The organism is Chryseobacterium sp. SORGH_AS_0447, assembly GCF_030818695.1.
Taxonomy (GTDB): Bacteria; Bacteroidota; Bacteroidia; order Flavobacteriales; family Weeksellaceae; genus Chryseobacterium.
The window spans coordinates 3,380,679-3,396,752 of sequence record NZ_JAUTAR010000001.1; the positions used below are offsets into that span (position 1 = coordinate 3,380,679).

General features: G+C 40.2%; 15 protein-coding genes. 7 read left to right on the top strand and 8 right to left on the bottom strand.

Annotation, left to right across the window (positions count from 1 at the left end; all coding sequences use genetic code 11):
• A complete protein-coding gene (locus tag QE422_RS15440) occupies positions 1-1,083 on the bottom strand; it encodes an HmuY family protein (protein ID WP_307460266.1) in 1,083 nt (360 codons plus the stop codon).
• A 10-nt stretch (positions 1,084-1,093) separates the two neighbouring features.
• Positions 1,094-3,226, bottom strand: coding sequence for a TonB-dependent siderophore receptor (locus QE422_RS15445; RefSeq protein ID WP_307460269.1), 2,133 nt, complete (start codon positions 3,224-3,226; stop codon positions 1,094-1,096).
• Positions 3,227-3,322: 96 nt separating this feature from the next.
• On the opposite strand from QE422_RS15445, the gene QE422_RS15450 reads away from it, so the two are divergent.
• The 4 genes from QE422_RS15450 (at position 3,323) to QE422_RS15465 (ending at position 7,639) form a co-directional block, all read left to right on the top strand.
• Complete coding sequence (locus QE422_RS15450) at positions 3,323-4,141, top strand: T9SS-dependent choice-of-anchor J family protein (protein ID WP_307460273.1); 819 nt, start codon at positions 3,323-3,325, stop codon at positions 4,139-4,141.
• A gap of 286 nt (positions 4,142-4,427) precedes the next feature.
• Positions 4,428-5,735, top strand: coding sequence for a T9SS type A sorting domain-containing protein (locus tag QE422_RS15455; RefSeq protein WP_307460275.1), 1,308 nt, complete (start codon positions 4,428-4,430; stop codon positions 5,733-5,735).
• A 377-nt stretch (positions 5,736-6,112) separates the two neighbouring features.
• The gene (locus tag QE422_RS15460) at positions 6,113-6,682 is read left to right on the top strand and encodes a Crp/Fnr family transcriptional regulator (protein ID WP_307460277.1); all 570 of its coding nucleotides are present in this window, start codon (positions 6,113-6,115) and stop codon (positions 6,680-6,682) included.
• 78 nt (positions 6,683-6,760) lie between these two features.
• Positions 6,761-7,639, top strand: coding sequence for an NAD(P)H-binding protein (locus tag QE422_RS15465; RefSeq protein WP_307460279.1), 879 nt, complete (start codon positions 6,761-6,763; stop codon positions 7,637-7,639).
• A 356-nt stretch (positions 7,640-7,995) separates the two neighbouring features.
• On the opposite strand, the gene QE422_RS15470 is transcribed toward QE422_RS15465, so the two are convergent.
• The 6 genes from QE422_RS15470 to QE422_RS15495 all read right to left on the bottom strand — a co-directional run bounded on the left by QE422_RS15470 (position 7,996) and on the right by QE422_RS15495 (position 12,788).
• Entirely contained in the window at positions 7,996-8,286 is a 291-nt protein-coding gene (locus tag QE422_RS15470) for a putative quinol monooxygenase (protein ID WP_294297162.1), read from the bottom strand.
• Positions 8,287-8,378: 92 nt separating this feature from the next.
• Entirely contained in the window at positions 8,379-9,263 is an 885-nt protein-coding gene (locus QE422_RS15475) for a sulfite exporter TauE/SafE family protein (protein WP_307460282.1), read from the bottom strand.
• 10 nt (positions 9,264-9,273) lie between these two features.
• Positions 9,274-10,515, bottom strand: coding sequence for a sulfate adenylyltransferase subunit 1 (locus tag QE422_RS15480; protein WP_307460284.1), 1,242 nt, complete (start codon positions 10,513-10,515; stop codon positions 9,274-9,276).
• A 154-nt stretch (positions 10,516-10,669) separates the two neighbouring features.
• Positions 10,670-11,578, bottom strand: a complete 909-nt coding sequence (gene cysD, locus QE422_RS15485; RefSeq protein WP_307460286.1) for a sulfate adenylyltransferase subunit CysD — start codon at positions 11,576-11,578, stop codon at positions 10,670-10,672.
• Positions 11,579-11,599: 21 nt separating this feature from the next.
• A complete protein-coding gene (locus QE422_RS15490; protein ID WP_307460289.1) occupies positions 11,600-12,292 on the bottom strand; it encodes a phosphoadenylyl-sulfate reductase in 693 nt (230 codons plus the stop codon).
• Positions 12,293-12,380: 88 nt separating this feature from the next.
• Positions 12,381-12,788 carry an Rrf2 family transcriptional regulator gene (locus QE422_RS15495; RefSeq protein ID WP_307460291.1) on the bottom strand — a complete coding sequence of 136 codons (408 nt, stop codon included), beginning with the start codon at positions 12,786-12,788 and terminating at the stop codon, positions 12,381-12,383.
• Between the two features lie 157 nt (positions 12,789-12,945).
• Here QE422_RS15495 and QE422_RS15500 point away from each other — a divergent pair, with 157 nt between their 5' ends.
• The 3 genes from QE422_RS15500 (at position 12,946) to QE422_RS15510 (ending at position 15,863) form a co-directional block, all read left to right on the top strand.
• Entirely contained in the window at positions 12,946-13,374 is a 429-nt protein-coding gene (locus QE422_RS15500; RefSeq protein ID WP_307460293.1) for a DUF4268 domain-containing protein, read from the top strand.
• 234 nt (positions 13,375-13,608) lie between these two features.
• Positions 13,609-15,102, top strand: coding sequence for a hypothetical protein (locus QE422_RS15505; protein ID WP_307460296.1), 1,494 nt, complete (start codon positions 13,609-13,611; stop codon positions 15,100-15,102).
• A gap of 188 nt (positions 15,103-15,290) precedes the next feature.
• Positions 15,291-15,863 (top strand): Crp/Fnr family transcriptional regulator, encoded by a 573-nt coding sequence (locus QE422_RS15510; protein WP_307460299.1) that lies wholly within the window; start codon positions 15,291-15,293, stop codon positions 15,861-15,863.
• The last annotated feature ends 211 nt before the right edge of the window (positions 15,864-16,074 follow it).

Consider the following 16,074-nt stretch of genomic DNA (forward strand, 5'->3'; position numbering starts at 1 on the left):
TTATAAGGGTTTGTATTCGAACTGGGGGAAGCCTCTTTCTCCTGAAGTATTGGTAAGCCTGGTGAATCTCAGTTTAAAATAATATCCGTTTGCATCTTTAATAATATAAAAACGGTTTCCGTATACTTCTAATCCGTTAACTCCTACAGGATTTCTCCAGTTTGATCCAATAATCCTCTGATCATTGTAAACAAATTTAGATTGATCAATATCGGAAACTTTGAAATTGTTATATGCTTCAACCCCAGATCCGGAATTTATAAGTACCTCATAAGCTCCTACACCACCTACGTTATTATGGGTAACAAAATCCGCGTAAATATAACTTCCCGCACCGCTAATAATATTTGTAAAGACCGTAAAGCTTAGATCCCACTTTTTCTTTTCAGGCTGAATAAGTACTTCTTTATCGTTTTTTAGGCTAACAAAATTATAATTGTATGCCGTATTTTTGACTATTGTAATTTCTTTATGTGTAGTTGTACCAAGCTCTGCATATTTTATTTTATAGTTTTCTCCGGATCTTACGATTTGAATTTTCATCCATCCTCTGGCATCGCCGCCAGTAGCTACTGAACCCTGTGCTACCGCTCCAGTATACAATTCTTTGCCCATATTGAGCAGATAGACTGCGTTTTCAGAATCATCCGCTTTAATTTCTTCAATTGCTGTATATCCTGTTGGAAAATTCCCTTTCACATCATCAATATAAACTTCATTAGAGGGGTTGAAGTTGGCTACCTGTATCTGGTTCTTTAGTGTGGAAACACTGGATTCCGTAACAAGGTCTATATTAGATGCATTGGGGATTTTTCCTGCCGCCATCATGATGGATGAATTTAGAATAACTTTAAAGGAATTACCTGAGTACAATGCAAGATCCCAGTCAGTTCTTTTAGTTACAATTTGCTTATTTTCGCTCAGATCAAACCATACCTGATTGGGCTGCGTTGGTCCTCCTACCAGCGGATCTGCGACACTCCCTTCTATCTTAGAAACGGCAACCGGATCTTCATTATCATTGATGCATGACTGGTTGATTAATGAAGTTGCCACCAAAAGGCCAAGTATTATTTTCTTCATGGTAAATATTTTAAAGATTATAATTTAAACGGATAAAATAACTTCTGCCGTAAAAAAGATTCTGCTTATCTGCCGCCACATTATGTGTTCCACCAGCCTGTATAGAATTCCTCACACTGCTTACATCAAATATATTTTTCACACCTGCACCGAGTTCAAAATGGTTTTTGAAAAAAGGCTGGCTTATGGTGAAATTGAGCATATTAAAACTACCTACTTCTCCAAGAATAAAATTGGAAGGTGCAGAAAGATTTGTGGTGGTTTCCTGTACAAATTGTTTTCTTTTCCCGCTATATTTGTAATAAAGTGCAAATAAAGTTTTTGTCTGAGGAAGTGTATAATTTACTGCCAGGTTAGCTTCTGCGTAAAAGTTGTAGTCATCAGGTGAAGTAGTATTTCCTGCAACGAGTTCCTGGGAAATCCCCATTACTGAAATTCCGGCATTTACGGAAAAATGATTACGTTTTGCAGAAAAACCGCCGCCAAAAAGAATTGAGTTATATTTGTTGATATTGAGATAAGTATATCTCAGCGGACTATTGCTGATAATAACACTCTCAATTCTGTCTTTTACATCAAGGTATAAACCGGAAAGGCTAATATCGAATCTCCAAGTATTGGCAATATTCGTTTTATAATCCCAAAATAATCCTGCAGAATAGCCTGTTTCCGGACTCAGATTCTCATTTCCGCGGATATCATGATTGGCATCCACTGTATAAGTATAAAGTTCTTCGTAAGTTGGAAAACGGTTTGAAGAACCAAATACTGCACGGAGATCTGACTTTTGCGAAGTACTGTATCTCGCCGTTAGTGAGTAATTGCTTTGGGAATCGAACCTGTCGCTAAGTGATAATCTGTATCCTGGTCTCAATGAAAATTGATCCGAAACCTTCCATTCTGCTGAAATAAAATTAGCGTAGCTAAAAATAGCTCTGTTGACATTGTCTCTTTTTTCTATACTCTGAAACGTAGCAGAATTAGCAAAGCCGTTGGTCCTATCCAGCTCATATCCCAACTGAAAATTAATCTTTTCACTGTCCAGGAAATTACTGAACATTCCTCTGGAGTAAAAAACTTTGGAATCATAATAAGTACTCTTAGGATCACGGGATCTTTCCTGTCTGGCCGGGACATCATATTGATAATCCTGGGTCTGCCGTTCCTGCGTCTGGTAGGAAAAATCTCCTAAATAATTAATTCTTCCCAGTTTTGTCTGAATATTGAACTGATGAATCCATCGGTTAGTAAAATAATCCTTGTCATTACCGATGTAGGTCCTGTTTCCCCCGCCTAACGAAAGTTCGTCCACATTTTGGCTGTAGAAGTTAATTTCTTCACGGAGATAATTCACTTTATAAAACAGGGAAGTATTGTTTTTGGCATATCTTATGGCGGCATTAGTAATAAGGAGATCTTTTGGAAGCCATTCATATCCCCGGCCTCCGTTATCCATTTCGCTGAAGTAGGTATAGCCATTATATTTCCCTTTGTACCCCTGAAAATCATTATGATTAATGTCTGCAGTTACCGTCCAGTGGTCACTTATTCTATATCCCAGATTCAAAGACTGTACATGTCTTCCGTTTCCTTTTTTGAACCAGTCATAATCCTTTCCTACGGTTTCTTCCTGTAATGATAGATTGGCGTTAAACTTTTGGGAATATGTTTTTTTGGTGATGATATTAATAACTCCGGTTACCGCATTATTCCCATATTCCACGCCCATTGCACCTTTTACCACCTCAATACGCTCTATATTATTCACATTTATTTTACTGAGATCGGTCTGGTTCCCGCTTCCACGGTCATTCACTACCGGGATATTATCAATAAGAATTTTGGTGTAAGCACCGTTGAGACCTAAAATATTAGCACTGGAATCTCCATTTCCTGAATCGGGTACAATCTGGATATTAAGATTTTGATTGAGAACCTCTGCTGCCGTAGTCACTGCCATATTCTTGATCTGCTGCGCATCAATCACCTCAACCTTGTAAATCGACTTGTTGATCGACTGCTGCATATACTGTCCGGTAATTACCACCTCCTCTATTTTCGTCTGGTTAACAGAGTCTTTTTCTTGTGCATGTCCATAGAGAACAGCAGATAATGATAGAATGGAAAGCAGTTTCTTCTTCATGAGGTACAAAAATTTTCGACAAATATAATGCTTTATTTAGAATAGTTAAAAATAAATATGTACTTTTGTTGAATAATTCTAAATAAAAATAATAATATGAAATTAGGACTACTTTTTGGAAGTTTGATGCTCGCAGCTGTCTCAGCGAATGCACAAGTAGCGACAATTAATGAGAATTTTAACAGTTTTACGGCAGGAAATACGACCTTTCCACAGGGTGGCTGGTCTGCTGTAGTAGCTTCGGCAACTTCTACTCCGCCGCCTGTCTCTCCCAGAATGATCGTAGCAGTTGATGCTAACGATTCGAACAATAAAATGGTGCAATCATATGCAGGAAATAACGGTACGGCTCCATCTTATCTGATCACTCCACAGATCGTAGCTCCTGCGGGAGACAAGACCTTATCCTTTCAGACCATGCTGGTATCTCCCTCTCCCGGTCCCGGAACCATCCAGATCGGTATGGCTTCAAGTACAACGGATATGAGTACTTTTGTTGCTGTAGGAAACCCGATCACATTATCGGCAGTAGGCACTGTACAAAACATCAGCGTAAATATTCCGGCTTCAACTTTACAATATATTGTATTCAGATTTACCCCTTCCACAAGCCATGTAGCCGTACAGATCGACAATGTGGTGTACAATACCTCAACCAGCCTGGCGGTTTCCGATCAGGTAAAATCAAAGGAAGAAGTAAAGTTTGCCGTGAATTCAGAAAATACAGCGTTGGAATTTATCACCAAAAAAGATCTTAAGAACATCCAGGTATATTCCGCAGGAGGCCGGAAGGTTGCTGCCGGTAAATTATCCGGAAGGTCTTTCGATATCACCAGCCTACAGACCGGTGTATATTATATCCTAATCGAAACCGCAGAAAGTACAACAGTAAAATCAAAATTCATTAAGAAATAGATTTATTAAACCGTTTTTACATGTAAACTGATTTATGATTTCATAGATCAGTTTTTTTTATTCTATTAAATGTGTAAACCCAACGATATTTAAATCCAGATAATAATTTAATACCAAAAAGGTCTAATGAACAAAATTTAATCCGCTTTAAAACAGCCTAATGAAAAGGATTCAGATCAAATTAATTTAAAAACACGACAAAAATCATGTTTCTATTTAGAATAATTAAAAATAATTATATAGTTTTGTGGAATCATTCTAAATAATAAATAGAGACCATTATATTATGAAAACAAAATTACTTTTTACAGCCATGCTGGCGTTGGGGGTACAGCAGACCGTATTTTCCCAGACCGATGCCAACGGATATACCACCGTTAATATGTCGATGGGCGCAAGTTACCAGAACCGTGTATTTTTTGATCTGAGTACCAACAATATGGTTTCCCAGCCTGCCAATACCTGGGATATTGCTTTTTACAGGAATTCAAGCATGAGTTTCGGAACCCGAATGAATGATGCGCAGAATATCGAAGTATACCAGGCTTCAAACAATCCGAATGACTGGAACAGTATTACCACAAACAGTGTCGCTTCATACGGATCACCTTTGTACAACCTTGACAATACAACATCTATCCAGAAAGGTGCTTTCGAACAGGGAACAGCGACTTACGGCTGGGGAGAATACAACCCCGGAAATCACCATATTGAAGGAAAAGTAATTTTCATCCTAAAATATGTTTCCAACAATACATATTACAAGTTTATGATCGACGATTATTTCGGCGGCTATACTTTTAAATATGCCAAATGGAATGCGGCCAATTCTTCCTGGGATGCCGCCACCTCCAAAACTATTGCCAACGGCAGCGATGATGCATATTTCAATTATTTTTCTTTCGCAACAGGAGATAAGGTGGCCAGCCTTGAGCCTTCAAGAACAGACTGGGATTTTATGTTTACCCGATACTGGACGGATTATCCGTATACAAATCCCAGCACAGGACAGCCTGCAACCATGAAATATAGAATGTCCGGAGTGATCCAGAATACCAACATTACGGTAGCCAAAGTACAGCCTGAAACTCAGGCAACAGCTTCCTCTACCCTTCCGGCGTCTTCAGCATTCTCGAATAATATTACGGCAATTGGTCACAGCTGGAAACCTACGCAGGGAATTTACACCAATGTGGTATATTACATCAAACAGGGTTCGGAATATTACAGGATGTATTTCACTTCCAATGAGGGATCCTCTACCGGAAATATGTATTTTAAATACAAAAACATTACTTCCTCTTTAGGAACAACCGATATTGCCTCCAAAAAAGCATCGTTCGGTATTTACCCGAACCCGACGACCGCAGACAAGCAGGTTACGGTTTTATTTGATGTTAAAGAAAAGGTAAACAGCAAAGGACAGGTAGAAGTTTATGACCTTTCCGGGAAAAAAGTTTATTCGGCGGAACTGACGAACCAAACCGGTTTCTACAAGCAGGATCTGAACCTTTCCCACCTTTCTTCAGGAAATTACCTGGTGAAAATCACCTTTGGCGGAAGCACGGAAACGAAAAAGCTGATCGTGAAATAAGTGAACGGGAATGGTGAATAGTGAATAGTGAATAGTGAATAGTGAATAGTGAATAGTGAATATTGAATTTACTAATTACAATTTAAAATAACTATTCACCTTTAAAATAATACTTTCTATTTTTTCTAAAAAGAGGCTGTCCAAATTTTGGGCAGCTTCTTTTATTTGTATAAAGAAGATATCACCTAAAATGACGGAGCAGCAGAAACTGTGGAATTTATAGATTTTATTTTATCATCCCATTGGTTATCAATTAGAATAATTACCTTTGATCCGTTTCCGTAAAGTGAAAAAATTTAATTAAAGAATGATAAAACGGATACGCTTTGTGTCCATTTAAAAGTTACCTGCCTTTCCAAAAGGCATCAGAATTTAAAATGTACAGCCAATTAGAAAAATATATCAAAACCAGAACAGAAATTGATGATAAAACGCTTTCTTCTATCTGCTCGTTTTTTCAATTAAGAAAAACCAAACGTAACGAATTTCTGCTGAAAGAAGGCGAAATCTGCAAGTATTATTATTTTGTAAATAAAGGCTGCCTAAGGCTTTTCAGCAATACTGATGAAGGCGAAGAAAGTACAAGATATTTCCATTTTGAAGATGCTTTTGGAACTGCGCTATCCAGCTTCATCAATCAAAGACCTGCTTTCGAGTTTATGCAGACCATTGAACCTTCGGAATTGTTGGTGATCAGCCGCGACGACTACTTTCATTTGGTGGAAACGGTTCCACAGTTCGGTTTTATCTACCGGCAGATTTTAGAGCTGGCCTATATCAAATCACAGGAACGTATTTATTGTTTTCAAAAGTTAGAGGCCATCGAAAAAGTCCGTTGGGTGTTAACCAATCAAACGAAATTGCTGACAAGACTTTCTAACAAAATGGTTGCCTCTTATCTGGGTTTTACCCCGCAAACGTTAAGCAGATTAAAATCAAAGCTCTGAAACGTTAATCTAAGACAACGTTTATAAAAAATAGGCTCATCATCTTTGTACTTCATTAAACAATAAAAAAGTTCAATTATGATTTTAGTAACAACACCGACAGGCAACACGGGTTCGCTGATTCTTCAGCAGTTGGCAGAGCAAGGACATGAGGTTAAAATTTTTGTCAGAAATCCTGAAAAAATACCGGCCGCTGTTTTAGAAAAAGTGGAAGTTGCTACGGGCTCTTTGCTGGACGAATATGAGTTTACAAAAGCCCTGCAAGGTTGTGACACGGTTTATTTCTGTGTACCGCAGAGCAACAGCCAGGAAGATGTAAATGCCTATTACGAAGAATTTGCAGAAGTAGCTTCTAGGGCCATTAAAAATGTCGGGACAAAAAGAGTAGTTTATCTGTCCGGCGGCGGCAAAGGAAGTCATCTGCAGGCAGGTCTGATAACCGCACTCCACCGAAGCGAAGATATCATCAGTCAGTCAGGAGCATCCGTAAGAGCATTGCGTTGTCCGGTATTTTTTGAAACCCTTTTATATCAAAAGAATTCTTTAAAAGAGCTGAGAACTTTCTCTCTGCCCATCGACGGAAATTACCCATTTCCACAAATCGCCATCAAAGACATTGCTGCTAAAGCCGTAGAATTTCTAACGGATCCAACCTGGACGGGCGTTGAAGGATTTGGCATTCATGGTCCGGAAGAACTCAGCTATAATGAGATTGCATTACAAATGAGCGAATTAACGGGAAAACCGATCCTTTTTCAGCAGGTTTCAGAACAGGATTATATAAAGACTCTTTTGGAAAAGCATCATACCAGCCAAGCATTTGCAATCTCCCTTACTGAAATGTTAACGGCAATCGGCAACGGCTTACATGATACGGAAATAAGAACAGAAACATCCAAAACAGCGACCACCATTAAAGAATGGATGGCTGAAAATCTGGTTTCTAAAATAAAGTAAAGCCGGACCATGATATAGAATACTATAAATATACGGTCAATAGAAATGGGCTTCAGCCCATTTGCTTTATGAGATATGATGATCCGGCTTTAGCCAAATTATAATATGTTTTGGCTAAAGCCGGATTTTATCATGCTATAATTACGTCGGGCTAAAGCCCGACGCTATTGATAAGGTTAGTGATTAATTTAAAAAGAAGTACATTATATCTTACTGACGTTATTTTAATTAAGAAAATGAAATCCAGAAGTTTCTTATTTTTAAAAACTCCAAAATTTCAACATACTCTTATCCAGGATATAATATCTGAACCAAAAAAAGTCATTTTTCCAATATATTGATTTCCCTTACCCGAATTACAGCGTTTTAAATCCTTTGTGCACCATCGTTGAGCTTTCCAGCATTTTGGAGACGTCTCTTCTGAAATCCAGCAGGTGATCCTGGCCATTGTGTCGGTTCAGGTGCTCCTCGCTTTCCCACAATTCTACCATAAAAAAAGTTCCTTTATTGTCTTTGTCTTCAATAAGATCATACTGAAGGCAGCCTTCTTCTTTCCGGGTTTCCCGCACCAATGTCTGAAAAAGCTCCACCGCTTCCATCAGGTAATTTTCATTAAATTTAAAAAGCGCAACTACATGTATATTCATTGTTAATTTTTTAGCGGTGTAAATGTAGAATATTTTTAAGCCTGAAAAGATATTTCGCTGATTTTATTTTTCAACATTCCCGGTATTTATCGCTAAAAAACTGATTTGTAAATGGTAATGGAGCTCATGATGATGACCAGGGTACCGATGACCACAAACATGCTTTTTACCGGAAGTTTTGCCGTGAGCATGGCAGAAAAAGGAGCTGTGACGATGCCGCCGATCAGCAGACCCAAAATAATATTCCAGTGTTGAATTCCCAGAGTAAATATAAAGGTAATCGCTGCCGTAAGGGTGAGAACGAATTTTGCGACGGTAGAACTTCCAACGGCAAATCTCGGCGTAAAAGAATTTCTGATCAGCGTTCCCGTTACCAAAGGCCCCCAGCCTCCGCCGGCAAAAGAATCGATAAATCCGCCAATCACCCCAAGCCTGGTTAAATTGGTTTTCCTTTTCAGCTTTTTATCCTGTTTTTCCTTAAAGGCATTCGATAAGATCTGAATTCCTAAATACAAAGTATAAAATGAGATAACCGTTTTTGTGATTTTAGAGTAATATTCTCCGAGATAAGTCAATGAAACCGCTCCGATTACGGCTCCGATAACCGCCGGAATAGCTAATTTCTTAACTAAATTTTTACTTACATTTTTCAGTCTGATATGGCTGATGCTGCCCGCTGCCGTGGTAAAACTTTCTGCCGAATGAATACTGGCACTTACCGCGTGCGGAGGAATGCCGATAAATAAGAGCGTGGTCGTACAGATGACACCATACCCCATTCCCATAGAACCGGCTACGATCTCTGCCAAAAAGCCGACAAGAAGCATCCAGTAGAAAATATAATTGTCTTTTTCCAGAACCGTCAGCAATTCATCGAGATATCCTATCTCATACATTGAAAAAACGGAGATCAGTACGACGGCCACCGTAGCAAAAAACACATTAAGCCTAATCTGAATTTTTCTTGAAATTACCATCCGATTCAAATTATAAGATCATTAAAGCACCCACTGTTGAGTGGCTTGTTTCATCAATCAGAACAGCATTTCCGGTGGCATTGCTTTCTTCAAAACGGTCATATACCAGCGGTGAAGCTGTTTTTAAACGGACTTTTGCCACTTCATTTAAGGTGATGCTATCAGAAACCGGTATTTTTTCCAGGGTATTCACATCAATTTTATAATCGATTTCTTTCACAATTGCTTTTAAAACCTTGCTTTTGTGCTGAATGAAATACTTGTTTCCTTCATTCAACACCTTTTTATCGAGCCAGCAGACTACTGCTTCAATTTCATTTTCCACTTTCGGCAGCTCATCAGTTTTTACGATAAAATCGCCGCGGCTGATGTCGATATCATCTTCCGTATGCAGGACGGCAGGCTGACGGGCGAAAACGGATTCCACCTCTTTTCCGCCGTTTTCAATCTTCGAAATCCTTGTCTGGATGTTTTGCGGCAGCACGGTAATCTCATCCCCTTTTTTATATGTTCCGGAAATTACTTCTCCGGCATAGCCTCTGTAATCATGAAGTTCATCCGTCTGCGGGCGGATCACATACTGCACCTGAAATCTGGGACTGCTGAAGCCCTGATCCGAATTAACCTCAACTGTTTCGAGAAAATCCAGCAATGCCGGGCCTTCATACCAGGGCATATTTTCAGATCTGCCGACAATATTATCTCCGTAAAACGCGGAAATCGGGAAATAACTTACGTTTTCCAGCCCTAGTTTTTTTGCTACCAGTTCGTACTGAGCTTTAATGTCGTAAAATACTTCTCCGGAATATTCCACAAGGTCCATTTTATTAATGGCCACTACGACATTTTTCATTTTCAGCAATGAAGCAATGATCGAATGTCTTCGCGTCTGCTCAATCACTCCCTGTCGGGCATCAATGAGAATAACAATCAGCTGGGAGTTTGATGCGCCCGTGATCATATTTCTTGTATACTGAATGTGCCCCGGCGCATCGGCAATGATAAACTTCCTTTTCGGGGTCGAAAAGTAGCGGTAAGCAACATCAATCGTAATCCCCTGCTCTCTTTCAGCTCTTAAGCCGTCCGTCAAAATCGCAAGGTCGATCCCGTTTTCATTTTTATTCTTGGATTGCTTTTCCAGCGCCTCAAGCTGATCGATCAGTATATTTTTGCTGTCATACAGAAGCCTTCCGATCAGGGTACTTTTCCCGTCGTCCACGCTTCCGGCCGTGATGAATCTTAGTATGTCCATGTTTTTATATGGGTAATAAGTAATGGGTAATGAGTAATTGATTCATTAGCCATGTTACCTATTTATTTTTAGTTTACATTTAATTGTTGTAAGTGAATTTTATCTGATGTAAAAATGCATCTGATATTACCTATTACTAATTGCTCATTACTCATCAAAAGTAGCCTCCTTTTTTCCGGTCTTCCATTGCGGCTTCGGTGACTTTATCGTCAATCCGGGTTTCCCCGCGTTCGGAGATCCGTGATGCCGTAATTTCATTCACTACTTCATCCAGCGTTTCGGCTGAGCTTTCTACGGCAGCGGTACAGGTCATATCTCCGACGGTCCGGTAACGGACTTTCTTCGTAACCACCGTATCATTTTCATCAATCTGGATAAAATCCGAAACAGCGATAAGCTGCCCTTCATGCTCAATCACATCGCGCTCGTGGGCAAAATAGATCGATGGCAGCTGAATATTTTCTTTTCTGATGTAGTTCCAGACATCCAGTTCCGTCCAGTTCGATATGGGAAATACCCGCACATTTTCACCTTTGCTGATTCTGCCGTTGTAGATATTCCACAGTTCAGGCCGCTGCAGCTTAGGATCCCATTGGCCGAATTCGTCACGGACAGAGAAAAAACGCTCTTTGGCCCTGGCTTTTTCTTCATCCCTCCTGGCACCGCCGATACACGCATCAAAGTGAAATTCTTCGATCGTATCCAGCAGCGTATGGGTTTGCAGCCAGTTTCGGGAGGCAAATTTACCTTTTGGCTCGGTTAAATTTTTAGCTTTTATGGTATCTTCCACCTTTCTCACGATCAGTTCGGCACCGATATTTTCCGCAAGATCATCCCTGAATTGAAGGGCTTCGGGAAAATTATGACCGGTATCGATATGCACCAGCGGAAACGGAATTTTCATCGGGGCAAATGCTTTTTTTGCCAAATGTACAAGGGTAATGGAATCTTTTCCGCCGCTGAAGAGCAAAGCAGGTTTTTCAAACTGTGCCGCCACTTCACGCATGATGTAAATGCTTTCGGCTTCCAGCTGTTCCAGATAGTCTAGTCTATAGGTATTCATTTCTAGTTTAAATTTTTTGAATTAATGCGTGTGGAGTCCGCATTCTTTATGGGAGTTTTCCCACCACCATCTTCCGGCACGCGGGTCTTCACCTTCTGCGATTGCTCTGGTGCAGGGTTGGCAGCCAACGCTGATGAAACCTTTTTTGTGAAGGGATAATTCCTGAACTTTATTTTCTTGAAGGTAGTCTACGACCTGCGCGTAATTCCAGTGAATCAAAGGATTGTATTTATAAAGCTGCCTGTCTTCGTCCCATTCAACTACCGGCATATGTTCACGGTTTTCCGATTGTCCGGCCCGTAAGCCCGTAATCCAGACTTTTGCCTGTTCCAAAGCACGGTTTAAAGGTTTAACTTTTCTTATGAAACAGCATTCCTTCCGGTTTTCAACGGAGTGGTAAAAGGCATTGATCCCCTTTTCGTTAACGTATTGTTCTACATCGGTGGCTTCGGGAAAATAAACTTCCGTTTTTTTCCTGTATCTTGAATTGTTCTGGGCCAGCAGTTCGTAGTGCTCCGGAAAAAGCCTTCCGGTGTCCAACGTAAAAACTTTTATCGGTAATCCGTTCCTGAAAATAAGGTCGGTAATCACCTGGTCTTCCTGGCCAAGCGATGTGGAGAAAACGGCTCCCTCAGGGAATTTTGATGAAACGAATTTCAACCCTTCCTCTGCCGTAAGCTGTTTCAGAATATCTGCATCTTCTTTTGAAATCATAGTTTCTTCATTTGAAGTATTACAAATATCTGATAAAATAATTATCCTACCAAAAAAGTAGACTAATTATTCAAAAAAAGGGATCGGGCTAATCCACCAAATCCATTAATGTTCTTTTCTCCAGAATATTCAATGAGGCATCGCGAACTTCGATGAGTACGTCGTGGAGGCCGCAGTGGTCTTCACTGCAGTCATCGCATTTTTCGTAAAAGTTCAGGCTTACACAGGGAAGAAGTGCAATAGGGCCGTTCACCAGACGGATGATCCTGGCAAGCTTTACGTTTTCAGGGTTTTCCTTAAAAAAATATCCGCCTCCTTTCCCTTTTTTACTATCGAGGATATCCGCTTTTTTAAGCTCAAGCAGAATATTTTCCAAAAATTTCAAAGGAATTCTCTTTCGGTCCGCAATTTCGGAAATAAGAACAGGGCCGTCATTCCTTTTCTCGACCAGGTATGACAGTGCCTTAAAAGCATATTGAGATTTTTTAGACAGCATTGTAGCAAAAATAAGAAAAAAAGTGAAATGTGATTAAAAGAGCCCGGTAAAAAGTAAAAAGAGACAAATTTGAGGGTAAAACTACTCATAGACGCACTTCCAAACCCAATCCTTTTACCATTTATCCGGGTCTTTAATTTTCCTTACCTTTGTCTTTATGTTCAGCAAACAGGAAGCACAGCAGTTAAAGAAAGAGTTTTGGACGGCTTTTGGGAAATCTTTTCCGAGAAAGTGGATTTTTTACGATACCAAGATCAAGGATATGTCGTTCAAATTTTACGCGGACAATAAAAAGGCAGAAGTTTCTCTGGATATCGAGATGAAAGATGAAATTTTCCGGAATGCCTATTATGAAAAAATCTGGTCTCTGGAGGATATCCTGAAAGACTTTATCGGCGATTTTTACAAAGACGAATACCATACGCTGGAAAACGGAAAAGTGATAGCAAGAATCTGGGTCGAAAAACACCAGGTCTCCATCTTCAATAAAAATACCTGGCAGGAAATTTTTGAATTTTTTGTAGAAAAAATGGATGGCTTTGAAAGATTCTACTACGAATATGAGGACTTTATAAAAGACGTCTGATCAAAATTTTTGACTGAACATTATCTGATGAAAAAAGTCTTTCTTATTGGATGTATTCATCATTATCTACCCATTATAATCCTTTTCATTTTCTTTGTGACCACAATCATAAATCAGTATAAAGGGAATTATTAGTTTTGACAGAAATCAAGTATTGCTCTGATTATTAGAATTAAAGCTTTGTTTTTAATTCCATGAGCAGACCTGAATATCTAAACGATCTAATTACTTTTTATGATGAATTTTTACACCGCCACTAGTTTCAGGACCTTTCTATCACTGGCTTTTTTACTCGTTTTTCTGACGGGTAAAGCCCAAGTGGGAATAGGTACAACAACACCTGACGCCAGCTCAGCCCTGGATATCAATTCCACTACACGGGGGATGCTTGCTCCGAGAATGACCACTACTCAGCGGAATGCCATTGTTGCTCCTGCCGACGGGCTTCTGGTCTACGATACAACAGCAAAACTCTTTTACTATTACACGAGCACGACAGCATCATGGTCACCGGTCGCCAGCAGTGTCTCCGGAAGATCGAATTTTAAGCGGATCAAATCAACCGATGTGCTGTCAACAGTATTGGCTGCTGAACGTACAGCCGGAAACGGCACCAAATACGTTCTGGATCCGAATACCCTGTATGAAATTAACGGTCAGATCAATTTTGACCTGCCGATCGATATTAACAATGCGTATATTTCCGGAATGGACTCTGAAAATGATATCATCGTCAGGACTTCAGGAACTATTTTCGACGGTGCTACAGGAGGCAGCATCAGAAGCTTAACAATGACGGCTCCCGGAGGTACTGTCTTTAATCTTAATGCCACCGCTACCCAGAATCTGGTTGTCCGGGACTGTATTATTGCGAATTCCAACAGCGTAGGTACCATTTCAGGATTCGGACTTGTATTCGCCAGCATTATCCAGTTTACAGGAAATACCAACGGGATCACCTATAGCAATATTTCTCAGCTGCTGCTCAGCAACATGGGCTGGTTTGGAAACAACAGCGGAACCTATGAAAGACTGACCGGCACTTTTATGCTGGTGGAAAAACAGGGAGGCTTCAGCCAGGTAAACGGTACTGCCGTGGGCTTTGATGTTTCTGCCGCAGGACTTACCATCACCGGTGATGCCGTGCTGGAATCTGTTGTTTTTACAGGAACGACCACAGCAGGTTATGTAAGACCGTATACAACCGGAACGTATGCAGGATACAATTTTAATAACAGCTGGAATGTAAGAGCCGCCGGAATTCCTACAGAAACCGATGCCAATGCGGTGGGTGATTTTGCAGTAGATTATGCGGTGGGTACCGGGATTGGAGTTAGCTTCAATACGGCAAACCCAAGTAATATTGTAAAAATAGGAACCTCTACTTCGGTTTCCACCTCATCCAACTTATTCAGATTTTCTACGGATGGCGTACCGAACCGGCTGAAGTATATCGGGAAGAAAAAGAGGATTTTCCAGGTATCCGGCTCCGTTTCCTTCCAGGTACCGGCAGCGGGGACATATATCATTTATATTGCCAAAAACGGTACGGCCCTTACCCAGTATAAAGTGTACGGCCGGGGATCTGCCGCCAATGATATTGTCGTATTGCCAATCAACGGAACCACCGAACTTAATACCAATGACTATATAGAAATATTTGCCCAGCGGTATACAGGATCTACAGGTGATATTGTTGTTCCCAATATGAGCATTACAATTAAATAAAACATTACCTGCGCGGAATTTTCTTTCTCTCCGTCGGAAAAATATTAATTTTCAGGAATTAATTGATACCCGGTAAAGTCATCAGCTGATGGCCTTACCGGTTTTTATTTTTAGGATCGATCGATATGGAAAATAAAAATTTGTCAAATGACAAATGCTGAACCTCAAACTTTCCCTAAATTGCCTGCATGAAAGCATTATTTGATTTTATCCTGAGATTTGGAAACCTCAATCCGCAGCAGATGGATTTTATTCGTTCGAAAGCTAAAGAAATAGCGATTCCAAAAGAAGAATACTTCTCAGAAGCCGGAAAAATAGCGAAGCAGGTGGGGTTTTTAACGGATGGAATTCTCAGGGTCTGCTACTACAACAACAAAAGCGAGGAAATCACCAAATATTTTATCGATGAAAACAATCTGGTGGTGGATCTGGAAAGCTTTGATAACCAGATCTGCTCCAGCGCATATGTGCAGGCCGTTACCGACTGTAAAATGATTGTCTTTGAAAGGAAAGATTGGCTGGAACTTATACAGACGATCGTTGGCTTCGATGCTATTGTTCACAAAATTATTTCCAGGGCACTGATGCAGAAAGTCGAAAGAAGAAGTCCGCTTGTTTCTGAAGATGCCACTACCCGCTACCTGAAATTCCTGGAGATTTACCCTTCCGCCGTAAACCGGATTCCGCTTTCCTATGTCGCCTCTTATCTGGGAGTAACCCAATCTTCGTTGAGTAGGATCAGGAAGAATGTAAAGTTGTGAAAGTCTGGAAGTCTGAAGTCCGGTGAGGGCCGAAGTCTGATATCTGATTCTGGCATAAAAATATTTAGCAAAAAATAAATCAGGAGAAAGCAGATGATAAAGCCAGAAGATCAAACCCGCACTCCCCTAACTTTCATCTTCTATCACCCATCTTCCAGCACCCATCCTCCATTGAGATTCTCTTTTTGTCAAATGGCAAATGCCGGTCCGG

Bases quoted from the DNA above. Each gene is read 5' to 3' on its own strand.
- QE422_RS15440 (WP_307460266.1), bottom strand. From the start codon at position 1,083: ATGAAGAAAATAATACTTGGCCTTTTGGTGGCAACTTCATTAATCAAC.
- QE422_RS15445 (WP_307460269.1), bottom strand. From the start codon at position 3,226: ATGAAGAAGAAACTGCTTTCCATTCTATCATTATCTGCTGTTCTCTAT.
- QE422_RS15450 (WP_307460273.1), top strand. From the start codon at position 3,323: ATGAAATTAGGACTACTTTTTGGAAGTTTGATGCTCGCAGCTGTCTCA.
- QE422_RS15455 (WP_307460275.1), top strand. From the start codon at position 4,428: ATGAAAACAAAATTACTTTTTACAGCCATGCTGGCGTTGGGGGTACAG.
- QE422_RS15460 (WP_307460277.1), top strand. From the start codon at position 6,113: ATGTACAGCCAATTAGAAAAATATATCAAAACCAGAACAGAAATTGAT.
- QE422_RS15465 (WP_307460279.1), top strand. From the start codon at position 6,761: ATGATTTTAGTAACAACACCGACAGGCAACACGGGTTCGCTGATTCTT.
- QE422_RS15470 (WP_294297162.1), bottom strand. From the start codon at position 8,286: ATGAATATACATGTAGTTGCGCTTTTTAAATTTAATGAAAATTACCTG.
- QE422_RS15475 (WP_307460282.1), bottom strand. From the start codon at position 9,263: ATGGTAATTTCAAGAAAAATTCAGATTAGGCTTAATGTGTTTTTTGCT.
- QE422_RS15480 (WP_307460284.1), bottom strand. From the start codon at position 10,515: ATGGACATACTAAGATTCATCACGGCCGGAAGCGTGGACGACGGGAAA.
- cysD (WP_307460286.1), bottom strand. From the start codon at position 11,578: ATGAATACCTATAGACTAGACTATCTGGAACAGCTGGAAGCCGAAAGC.
- QE422_RS15490 (WP_307460289.1), bottom strand. From the start codon at position 12,292: ATGATTTCAAAAGAAGATGCAGATATTCTGAAACAGCTTACGGCAGAG.
- QE422_RS15495 (WP_307460291.1), bottom strand. From the start codon at position 12,788: ATGCTGTCTAAAAAATCTCAATATGCTTTTAAGGCACTGTCATACCTG.
- QE422_RS15500 (WP_307460293.1), top strand. From the start codon at position 12,946: ATGTTCAGCAAACAGGAAGCACAGCAGTTAAAGAAAGAGTTTTGGACG.
- QE422_RS15505 (WP_307460296.1), top strand. From the start codon at position 13,609: ATGATGAATTTTTACACCGCCACTAGTTTCAGGACCTTTCTATCACTG.
- QE422_RS15510 (WP_307460299.1), top strand. From the start codon at position 15,291: ATGAAAGCATTATTTGATTTTATCCTGAGATTTGGAAACCTCAATCCG.